Raw genomic sequence first — 10844 nt, 5'->3', positions numbered from 1 at the left:
CTAAATCATATGCAAGTCCATTGGTTAATCCTGGTTGTCCTGCTGCGTTGTGCCATATTAATTCTTTTACTTTTTCATCGAATATTTGTCCTGTTTCTGTTTCGTGTTGTGAAAGTAAATCATATACTTGTTCTTTTGTAAAGTATGGCACTTCTAAGTGTTCTGCTATGTTGAATGGACTGGCATTGTCTTCTAATATTCCACTTAGATATCCTACGCTTATTAATATTACACTTCTGAGTTTGTATATTTGTTTTTTGTGATATATACTTCGTATTATATGCAAAAATTCATTCATTATACTTTCATCTAATCTTTCAAATTCATCTATCATAAATACTATTTCTTTGTTTGTTTTTTTATATATTTCTAATATTGCTTCTCTTATTTCATCCAGTTCTTCTAATGTTTTCAATTCAATTTTTTGATTATATCTATATTCAATGTCATCTTCTATATCTCTGATAATGGTTTTTAAAAAACTTTTTAAACTTTTTTTTCCGTAACTTTCAAAGGATATAAATATTGGTAAATATTTATCTTTTATTTTTTCAACTATATCATTTAATAATGTTGTTTTTCCACTTTGCCTTGGCGCTGATACTGTAAAATATCTCCAATTTTCTATATGGTCAAGCGCTTCTTGCATTATATCGGGTCGGTCAACATAATAACATGTTTTTTTATCAACAGGACCACTTGTGCAGAATCTTCTCATGATTCACCTCCGTATAACATACCTCCGGTAGGGTATTGGATTAAAAACTTTAGATTTGAATTAAAACAAAAAAATTCTGAGCTGTCGCTCTCCTCCGGTGTTACACGCCTACGGCGGGTTATAAGATAAAAATTTAATATTTTAAAATTAAGTTGTCTAAAAAATCTCAAATGAAACGAAGGCTCGAAGATTGCCCTTACACGCTACCGCGGGTATAGGATAAAAGATTTTTATTATATAATTATAAATCTTTTTCCCTTAGATTTTTTATCCTAAAAAATCTAAGCGTAAATGGAAGCCGTCAAAATTACATGGATGTAATTTTGAGCGAAACAATACATGATGTATTGTTTGAGCGACGGCTGAGAATTAATAATTTTAAGGATAAGCAATCGAGCTGCCTGAGTGAATTTGACTTTTTAGACATCGTAATTTATTATTTTAAATAATAACTTTTCAATATTTTCAAAGAAAATATTCACATCTACGGTGGATTATTTGATTAAAAAATTAGATTTTAAAAATAACTCTAAAAAATTAAAAACTTAATTTTTTAGAACGCTTTAAATGTTTGAAAAACAGATATTTTCGCTTGCAGCGTGTTAATGATATTGTTCTTTCGGGATAAATACAAGTCTCAAATTTTTCTTTAACATAATAATTACTTTTTTCGGTTATAATAATATTGTATATGACAATTTCTATAATTCTATCTTCGCTTTTTGGATTAGGTTTATATCTAAAACACAAAATTCATTATTTTTCACTAATTTCAACATTTTTACTATTATTAATTAAGTAATTTAATCACTAATACGTTTAATCTGTCATTAGAATTGTTTATTATTCCATGCTCAATATTTTTATCACAATAAATCATGTCATTTTCATTTACATCGATTTTTTCATCAGATAACTCAACTACACCTTTTCCTTTAGAAATAAAAAATATTGCATCAAATGGTGTGGAATGTTTTTTTACAACTTCTCCTGATTCTAAACTGATTAAAACTATTTCTAATTTTTTTGAGGTTAATAATTTTCTCGCATCAAAATTTACTTCTGATAATTTTTCTAATGAATCATATTTAATAATTTTCATATTATCCCTCCTGATAATTTTAGATTATAAATAATTATACCACAGTGGTGATAAATATATGATAACTTCAATATGGCAAGACCCTTCAACTAAGGAATTTTATTTTAAAGAACATATTAACTCTAAACTTAAAAAAGAGCATAAATATTTCAATTTGATTTTTGAAGATGTTTATATAGATAAAGTTGAAAAAATTCTGTCCAAATACAGAATAAAAAGTTTTGTTAACATTGATTTTAATTGGAAAGATATATATGGAAAAAATTTGATAAATACAACTCTTGACATTTCTTATAATCTATTTAAGAAGATTTCTGATGAATTGGAAAGAAATAATATTTATGTGTATGGAAAAAACATAATGAATATATTTAGCAAAAACATATCCGAAAATCCTGATGATAAAAAAGTTTGGTTTTTAGATATTGAAGTTACAAGTGAAAACGTGGATGATTATAATGGTTATATTACTTCAATTACATATTATGATACTTATAAAAATGAATATTACGCTTTTGTTGTATATAATAAAAAACTCTATTCTAATAAAAATATTATATTTTTTGATTCTGAAAAAAATATGTTGAAATATTTTAGTGAAACAATAAAAAAGGATCAACCTGATATTATAACAGGTTGGTTCTCAAATGGATTTGATATTCCTTATTTAATAAAAAGAGCCGATATTTATAATATAAATTTAAGTGTAATTCCATATTTAAAACACTCTTCATATCAAAGTGATGGCCGATTTTATAATAATATTCCCGGCATAAATTTAATAGATTATCTTGAATTATATAGACGATATGTTTTAGATAAGCCCGCATCATATAAATTAGATATTGTTGCCAAACATCACAAAATATTAGGTAAAACCGAACATAAGGGATTCAATTATTATAATAAAGATATGAAAAAATTTATTGATTATATTTTTAGAGATGTTGAAATCCTCGTAAAACTTGAGAATAAATTAAAATTAATAGGTTTGATATGTTCTTTACAATCATTAATAAGGATTCCATATAATTTGTTATTTGGAACTTCTATTTCTATTGAACATTTTATTCAACAATTTATTTTAAAAAATAAAATTACTTTTAGATTTTATGAAAGAGAAAAAAATGATATAAAAATAACTGGTGCTATTGTTTTAACTCCGCCAAATAAAACATTTGATAATGTCATTGTACTAGATTTTACCTCTCTTTATCCAAATATAATTGCTACTTATAACATTTCTCCAGAAACACTTGTGTATAGTTCGAATTATAATGAAAAGCATATAGACCTTGGAAGAATTCTTGTTGAAGAAGAAAATGATGTTTATAGACCTTTGAAGTTTTCTTTAAAAAAAGAGGGAATAATACCTGCATTAATAAAATTCTTTTTAAAAGAACGTTTATATTATAAAGAATTAAAAAAAAATACAGATCCTGACGACCCTAACTATGTTATATATGATATTAAACAATATAATTATAAAATACTTCTAAATTCAATATATGGAGTATTAGGAACTGATAATTTTGCACTTCATGATACAAGAATTTATCTAGCTATTTTAGCTGCCGCAAGATCTGCATTAAGATTTGTAAATAACGAATTGAATAATCATCATTTTAAAAACATATTTATAAATGGAAGATATATTGATTTCAAAACAAAAGTGCTTTATTCCGACACAGACAGTTCTTTTAACCATATAGAATGTGATGAAAAACTGAATAAAAAAGATATTTTTGAAATAGGAAATTTTTTAACAAATTATATTAATGAAAGCATTTCAAAAAAATTAATAACCAAATTTACAAAAGAGAAAATTGAATGCACTTTAAATATGGAAGTTGATAAAATTTATAAACGAGTTCGTTTTTTTGGAGTAAAAAAACGATATTTTGGATATGATTTTGACAGAAAAATCATCACACATGGTGTGGAAATTGTACGAAAAGATACTCCAGATATTTTGAAAAATATCCTGTCTTCTCTCTTTTTAAAAGCGTTAGATAATGAATTAAAAATGGATGATTTTATATTTTACTACAACGAACTGAAAAAACTCCCATTAGAAGATATTGCTATAATAAAAAGTATTAGAAAAAAAGATTTTACAAAATATAAAACATTGCCAAACCATATAAGATCTGCTATTTTTATGGAAAAAGTTTATGATTTTAAATTTAATTATGATGATAGATTATTATATTATTATATAAAGTATTATAATTTCAAGCATTTTGGAATTATAAAAAATATTTTTAATAAGAATCAAAGTGGAAAGATTTATTATATATCTGCTAGTATTGAAAGGAAACATCTTGAAGATTTCAAAAAATTATTATATAATGATTTTGAAATAGATTATTTTACTCTTTTCAAAAAACAAATTCTATCATCTTTAAAACAATTTTCTGAATATAAAGATTTAATTGAAAAAACTGAATTAAAAATAAAGTTAATGGAAGGATATCCTTTAAAAACTGAACAATTAAAATTATTTAAGGAGGAAACATAATGGAAAAATTAATGGAAAAATACGCTGAACTTTTAGTAAAAGTGGGAATTAATGTACAGAAAGGGCAAAGAGTTTTTTTAAGATCTACTATAGATGCTGTAGATTTCACGCGAATAGTTGCAAAAAAAGCTTACGAAGCTGGAGCAAAAGAAGTATATACAGTATATAGCGATGAATATATGTTATTTTTAAAATTAAAATATGCTAATGATGAGTTGTTAAATGAATTTCATCAATGGGAAGTAGATATGGCAAAATATTTTTGTGATGAAAAAGGTGCATTTTTAAGTATTATAGGTTCCGATCCTGATATATTAAAAACAATTGATCCACAAAAAATTGGGCAATATTCCAAAACAAGGCAAACTGCTATGAAGGATGTATCAAAAGTTATAATGGCCGACAAAGTTTCATGGTCAATTGGTGCTGTTCCTTCAAAAAAATGGGCAGAAAAAGTATTTCCTAATTCTGATAACCCTATACAAGAATTATGGAATGCAATATTAAAAACCGTTAGAGTTAATGAAAATGAAGATCCAGTTCAATTATGGAATAAACATTTAAATAATTTAAAAGAAAAAACAAAATATTTAAATAATAAACAATATGATTATTTAAGATATGAAGGCCCTGGTACTGATTTAACTGTAGGATTACCAAAAAATCACAAATGGTTAGGCGGTGCCCAAAAAAATGAAGATGGAATTATTTTCCTTCCAAATATTCCAACCGAGGAAGTATTTACAGCACCTCATAAAGATAAAGTAAACGGATATGTTAGAAATAGCAAACCATTGGTATACGGTGGGAACGTAATCGATGGTTTTACAATGGAATTTAAAGATGGAAAAATTGTTAAAGTAACAGCAGAAAAAGGTGAAGATATATTAAAACAAGCTATATCTTTAGATGAAGGCGCTAGTTATCTTGGAGAAGTTGCTTTAGTTCCTGTTGATTCTCCAATCTATCAATTGAATGTAGTATTTTACAATACATTATTTGATGAAAATGCTGCTTCACATTTTGCTTTTGGAAGAGCGTATTCTACGTGTGTTGAAAATGGTGAAAATATGAATGAAGAAGAATTAAAAACTGTTGGTTTAAATAATAGCATTACACATGTTGATTTTATGATTGGAAATGAAGAGATGAATGTATACGGTATAAAAAATGGAAAAGAAGAGTTAATTATGAAAAGTGGAAAATGGGTAATATAATAAAATCTCCCTCAACGGGAGATTTTATTATATAATCTTTTTATTGTATCTATAATCAAATCTTTTTTCGCAATCTTTAATACCCATAATTTTGGAATTTCATTAAATCCATAATACGCTCCTGCTAATTGACCTATTATTGCCCCAATAGTATCAGTATCTCCTTTAAAATTTATAGCTGTTAAAACAGCATCTTTAAAATTATCTGTATTATAAAAAGACCATAATGCAATTTCAAGCGAATCAAGAGATGTTGAGGAAGATATTATCTGGCTTTCACTTTTATATTTAATATCAACGATTCTCAACTTAACATCATATATCAAATCCATATGCTTATGCACTTCATCCATCAAAAATTGTTTATCTTTTCCATTAATAGCCTGATGTAATATTCCTCCAAACAATTTGCAAGAATGTATTGTAAATATATTATTATGGGTTGTATAGGCACTTTGTCCAGAATAATATATAGCATCTTTAAATGAATTTTTAAAATACATTGGAACAGGCGCTAACCTTGCCAATGGTTTATTGGAATCCTTTTCTGTAATTTCAACAAAAGAATTATTATTTTCATAATATACAAGAGCTTCCATTGTCTGGTTATCTATACCAAATGCCTTATTTTTTGATGATATGTAACCTTCATCTATCCATTTTATATATTTTCTCATCTGACTTTTCAAATCAAACCCATCTTCAATTAAGCTTTCTGCAAGGCACAAAGCCATTGAAGCACTATCAGTCCATTCACCTGCATTTAAATTATATACTCCACCACTCGAAAAATCCTTTATATGTTCTACATCTATATTTTTATAGGGAGCCCCTAAAGCATTTCCGACAATCAATCCAAATAACGCACCTGCAAATCTATCCTTTAAATTATTCACAATTATGCCCCCTTTCTAAAGATTAATTAATTTTATAGGGTGTCCAATTAGTAAAGTAAGCGAAAACTCGCAGATTGTCCGAAAAAATAACGAATGATGCCGGTCAATTTTGCACGGATGCAAAATACCGAACATGGATGTGAGTCTGATACGACCGGCGAGAATGAGCTATTTTTGAGGATTAACAATCAAGGTTTGCGCGACTTTACTTTTTGGACATCGTATTAATTTTATTATACCCTAAAAAATTTAGAAATTACAAGGGGTGATATAGTGAGAATAAAAAGAAAAGAATTTCTAATAGAAATGATTATCGAAAAATTAGAAAATTATAAAGAGAACATAAAAGATGAAAATTTAAGAGTTTTAGATCTTATTGATAAAAATATAAAAGATATTGACGATATAAGAAAATTAATAGGAGAAGATAATGAATATTACGATGGAAAAATAGATATGACACTTGAAATGCTAAAAATATTTAAAGAGGATATAACAGTATCTAAAATAGAACAGATTATAAAAGTATTAAGGAGTGATTTAAATGACAGAATATGAAAGAGGATATGAAAATGCATTAATGAGAGTAATAAGGATAGCAGAAAATATAGAAGATAGAAACTTATTAATAAAAATATTAGATCTCATATATGAAGTATATAAAATAGAAAAAGGCGATCAGCACACAAGTATGCCAACCGCCAACACCAAGACCCACGCCAATGAGTCCGACAAAATTAATTATAGCAGAAAAAGTCTTGAATTACAAGAGGGTGGGGAAATTGTACAAAGAAAACAAAGTAACTAAAACATTCAATGTTGCAACCTTATTCATAGAATTTCAAAAATTAGCTTTAGAAAAACATTATGAAGCAACAATATATAAAGTATATAATTATTTGTTGTTTAAATTAAATGAAAATTTTTTTAACAATCCTATTAATAATGTAAGTATAAATAAAATATCAAAAGAAATAGAAATGAGTAAAACAACAATAATAAAGATATTTCGTTTTTTAAAACAAGAGGGATTAATATACTATGAAAGCAAATACAACAAAACAAAAATATACTTTGGAGAATTAGCCAGGGAAAAAATCAGAGAAGAACAAGCTAAAAAGATACAGCAACAGAAAAAAATAGAAATAGAAAAAGAAAGTGAAAAATTAAAAGTATTAAAACATATATTATCAGAAGAAAGTTATAAAGAATTAATTCTATATGCAAATTTTCTAAAAGTTGAGATACAAGGGAAAGAAATAATATTTGGAACAGAAAACAATTTTGTAAAAGATCACATAAGAAAGAAATTATTATACAAAATGCAAAAAGAAATAAAAGAATATAATTTAAAATTGATATAGTTCTGAGCAACTCTTAATGTTATAATGAAACAATGATTTTTATTTTATTAGTGGAGTGCTCAGAACATATAAAAGCCAACCAAAAAGCTCTTTAGGGTATATTGATAACAACAAATATTTAACGGATTAGTGGGCAAAAGGTTGGCTTTTATTTTAGTCTTAATAAAGGGGGTAATATGGGGTGGTAGCAGGAATTGACGTAGGGAAAAAAGCGCATTATGTAAGTATAAACCAAAAAATCAAAAGATTTTCAACAAAAGATCCAAACAAGCTAAAGAAATACTTAAAAGAAAAAGGCATAAAAGATGTAATATTGGAACCCACAGGAGTATACTCGATACCGCTAATAGAAAAATTATATAAAGAATTTAATGTATATGTAGTACCAACATATCTAATATCGAAATACAAAGGGAACAAATCACAAAAAAACGATGAAATAGATGCAAAAATACTTGAAATGTATTATTATACTAAAGAAAAACAATTTATAAAATACAAAGTTGACAGAAAATATATAATAGCGAAAAGATTAAACTTAATGATGTCAGAAAGGGAAAGTTTAGTAAAAGCAAAAACCAGAGAAATAAACAGGTTAAGAGAAGAATTATACGTAACAGACGAAAACACACAGGATTTAACAAAATCGAAATTAATAAAATATGCATTAAATACAGAAAACAGCTTATTAATTTTAAGAGCGAAAAGAATACAGAATTTAGAAGAATCAAAAATGTTATTAGAAAAAAAGATCAAAGAATACATAGAGAAACACAGATTTATAAAAGAACAAATAAGAATAATAATGACAATACCTAAATTCTCATATTTTGATGCATGTATAATAATATCAAAAATAATAGACGTAAAAAGATTTAAAACAGTAAAAGAATTCAAAAAATTTTTAGGTTTTGGAGTAACAAAAGAAGAATCAGGAACGAGCATAAAAAAGACGAAAAAAATAATATCCCACAAAGTATTTAAAGCAAAAATGTATATGTTTATAATAAGGCACATGCAAAAAAGCGGGGATAATAACATAAAAAGAGCAATATACTATTACAAATACAAATACAACAATCACTTCAAAGCAGTAATGAAAGTAGCGGCAAAAATAATAATACGCATATATTATCTATTAAAAAACTTAAAAAAATACGATCCAGCAATAGAATACATTGACAGAAAAACATTAATATTAGTAAGAGAAATAATAGAAATAGAAAACAACAAAATAACAAACAAAAAAACTAAAAAGTATAAAAACAACGAAAAAATACTAAAAGCATTAAAAGGAAATTTAATAATATATACAAATTAACGGCCGAAATTAGCCGTTTTTTTGTTATTTATATATAATATTATATCTTTTTATACTTTGATATACTTAGAGGCTAAAATTTTAGCGGACAAAAAATGTATATTTATATGAAAAACTATAAAAAACTGTAAAAAAAATCGTACAAATTTGTACGAAAAAATATTTTTATTTATACAAAGAACGGCCAAATTAATGCACAAAATAGGCCGTTCTTTTGTTATAAACTGTGCAAATTACCATCTTGAAATTGTACGCATAAAAAGAACAAAATAACAATGAATCGCACAAAAAGCGATAAAAAAAACAAGGAGGTAGAAAACATGGATAAATTATTAGACTATTTAAAAACAAACTGGAAAGATTTAGCAGCAGGAGCAGCAGCAGGAGCAGCGGGACTATTTATAGTATTAAAAATGACAAAAAAAATAAAGAAATAAGAGGAGGTAAGAGACTATGAATCAAAGAGTAATATCATTAAGTGATGAATGGGCAAATTATAGCAGTACAGTAAGTTTAAAAGCAGGACAAGCCATAAAGATACTTGAAGTAGTACCGCCAAGAAAAAGTGCATTTGTAGTATTAAACAATCCAGCAATAAGAATGAAATTAAGAGACGCATCAGGAAATGAATTACCAGCAGACACAAAAATATGTTTTGCTGGAAAAAGCTCAAAAGAAATGTTAGCAACACAATTAAGTGCAGAAAAAGAATACAGAGCGTACAGAGAAATAACAGAAAGCGATCAATACAACGAAAAGTACCAAGAAGCATTAACCTTTCCTGTAGAAAATGATCTATTATTTGAAGAATTAGAAAAATTAGAAATTTTTGTTGAAGTATCAGCAGATACAACATTAGATTTAACAAAATCAAAAATAGAAATACCAGCAGTAGAAATGACAACAGCTGAAGTACAAGAAATGGACTTATTAGGAGCAGATTATGAAGTAGATATACCAGAAGAATATGAAGAATATGAAGAATATTGAGGTGATATGAATGAATACAGTAAAAACATTATTCTTAAATGATTTTGAAAAATATACAAATGTAATAAACAAAGACTCAAAAGTCCTGGAATTTGACGTTCCAGGGCAAAAAATATATCAAATTGATAGTTCAAGACCATTTAGAATGAAATTAGCAACCAAACACGAAAAAACTAATTATTCAATCAGCGCAACAGAATTTAATATAACAGTAGAAGGAAAAATAGCTATTGTTGACACCGATGATTTAACTAAATCAGTACATGCAGAATTAATTGAATCCAACGGGACAGTACATAAATTAGGAATAAAGGCTATAGACAGTATAGGAAAAAAAATAACGCTTACAGCAGCAACAACAGGAATAACAGGAACATTAAAAGTATACTATCTATTTTTAGATGGATACTATAAAGTTGCATGGGAAGCACCGCTTGGATCATCAACAGAAATAAAAGCATTTAACAAAGGATCATTAGGCGATTTAAATAGCAAAAAAATATTCGAAAGTTCATATTATTTACCATACATAGCTTTACTTGATGATTTTATGCTTCAAGTATATATAAATGCGCCAGTAGTAGTTGATTTTAATAATCCTTTGACTTTTATTGAAATACCAGTAATAGAATTTGAAAAAGCAGAATTTGAAGAACTCGCAGCAAGTATGGGATACAGTATAGAAATGGTACTTGAACATCAAAGAAAGTTATAA

General features: G+C 26.5%; 11 protein-coding genes. 8 read left to right on the top strand and 3 right to left on the bottom strand.

Translation table 11 applies throughout. The features are described 5' to 3' along the window. Both X275_RS08085 and X275_RS08080 read right to left on the bottom strand, forming a co-directional pair. Window positions 1–718 (bottom strand): AAA-like domain-containing protein (locus X275_RS08085; RefSeq protein WP_047268336.1); only part of this gene is annotated, 718 nt, incomplete at its 3' end. A 790-nt stretch (window positions 719–1508) separates the two neighbouring features. Further along, window positions 1509–1820, bottom strand: coding sequence for a cupin domain-containing protein (locus X275_RS08080; RefSeq protein ID WP_047266194.1), 312 nt, complete (start codon window positions 1818–1820; stop codon window positions 1509–1511). Window positions 1821–1878: 58 nt separating this feature from the next. On the opposite strand from X275_RS08080, the gene X275_RS08075 reads away from it, so the two are divergent. Next, window positions 1879–4341 (top strand): DNA polymerase domain-containing protein, encoded by a 2463-nt coding sequence (locus X275_RS08075; RefSeq protein ID WP_047268335.1) that lies wholly within the window; start codon window positions 1879–1881, stop codon window positions 4339–4341. Beyond that, a complete protein-coding gene (locus X275_RS08070) occupies window positions 4341–5558 on the top strand; it encodes an aminopeptidase (RefSeq protein ID WP_047268334.1) in 1218 nt (405 codons plus the stop codon). Before X275_RS08075 ends, X275_RS08070 begins: the two co-directional genes overlap by 1 nt. A gap of 11 nt (window positions 5559–5569) precedes the next feature. Here the strand turns inward: X275_RS08070 and X275_RS08065 are convergent, their stop codons facing one another. Then, window positions 5570–6454, bottom strand: a complete 885-nt coding sequence (locus X275_RS08065; RefSeq protein ID WP_197072623.1) for an ADP-ribosylglycohydrolase family protein — start codon at window positions 6452–6454, stop codon at window positions 5570–5572. A gap of 273 nt (window positions 6455–6727) precedes the next feature. On the opposite strand from X275_RS08065, the gene X275_RS08060 reads away from it, so the two are divergent. From X275_RS08060 to X275_RS08035, 6 genes are all read left to right on the top strand, one after another. Continuing rightward, window positions 6728–7012 carry a hypothetical protein gene (locus X275_RS08060; RefSeq protein WP_047268332.1) on the top strand — a complete coding sequence of 95 codons (285 nt, stop codon included), beginning with the start codon at window positions 6728–6730 and terminating at the stop codon, window positions 7010–7012. Next, window positions 6999–7262 carry a hypothetical protein gene (locus X275_RS08055; protein ID WP_047268331.1) on the top strand — a complete coding sequence of 88 codons (264 nt, stop codon included), beginning with the start codon at window positions 6999–7001 and terminating at the stop codon, window positions 7260–7262. The genes X275_RS08060 and X275_RS08055 overlap by 14 nt, the downstream gene beginning before the upstream one ends. After that, window positions 7237–7818, top strand: coding sequence for a hypothetical protein (locus tag X275_RS08050; protein WP_047268330.1), 582 nt, complete (start codon window positions 7237–7239; stop codon window positions 7816–7818). The genes X275_RS08055 and X275_RS08050 overlap by 26 nt, the downstream gene beginning before the upstream one ends. Before the next feature lie 181 nt (window positions 7819–7999). Further along, complete coding sequence (locus tag X275_RS08045; protein WP_047268329.1) at window positions 8000–9139, top strand: IS110 family transposase; 1140 nt, start codon at window positions 8000–8002, stop codon at window positions 9137–9139. A 453-nt stretch (window positions 9140–9592) separates the two neighbouring features. Next, complete coding sequence (locus X275_RS08040) at window positions 9593–10129, top strand: hypothetical protein (RefSeq protein ID WP_047268328.1); 537 nt, start codon at window positions 9593–9595, stop codon at window positions 10127–10129. A 10-nt stretch (window positions 10130–10139) separates the two neighbouring features. Further along, window positions 10140–10844 (top strand): hypothetical protein, encoded by a 705-nt coding sequence (locus X275_RS08035; protein WP_047268327.1) that lies wholly within the window; start codon window positions 10140–10142, stop codon window positions 10842–10844.

It is taken from the genome of Marinitoga sp. 1197, from assembly GCF_001021165.1.
Taxonomy (GTDB): domain Bacteria; phylum Thermotogota; class Thermotogae; order Petrotogales; family Petrotogaceae; genus Marinitoga.
Note: the sequence above shows the minus strand (reverse complement) of the source record. Positions and strands in the feature narration are given on the sequence as shown.

Bases quoted from the DNA above. Each gene is read 5' to 3' on its own strand.
- X275_RS08080 (WP_047266194.1), bottom strand. From the start codon at position 1,820: ATGAAAATTATTAAATATGATTCATTAGAAAAATTATCAGAAGTAAAT.
- X275_RS08075 (WP_047268335.1), top strand. From the start codon at position 1,879: ATGATAACTTCAATATGGCAAGACCCTTCAACTAAGGAATTTTATTTT.
- X275_RS08070 (WP_047268334.1), top strand. From the start codon at position 4,341: ATGGAAAAATTAATGGAAAAATACGCTGAACTTTTAGTAAAAGTGGGA.
- X275_RS08055 (WP_047268331.1), top strand. From the start codon at position 6,999: ATGACAGAATATGAAAGAGGATATGAAAATGCATTAATGAGAGTAATA.
- X275_RS08040 (WP_047268328.1), top strand. From the start codon at position 9,593: ATGAATCAAAGAGTAATATCATTAAGTGATGAATGGGCAAATTATAGC.
- X275_RS08035 (WP_047268327.1), top strand. From the start codon at position 10,140: ATGAATACAGTAAAAACATTATTCTTAAATGATTTTGAAAAATATACA.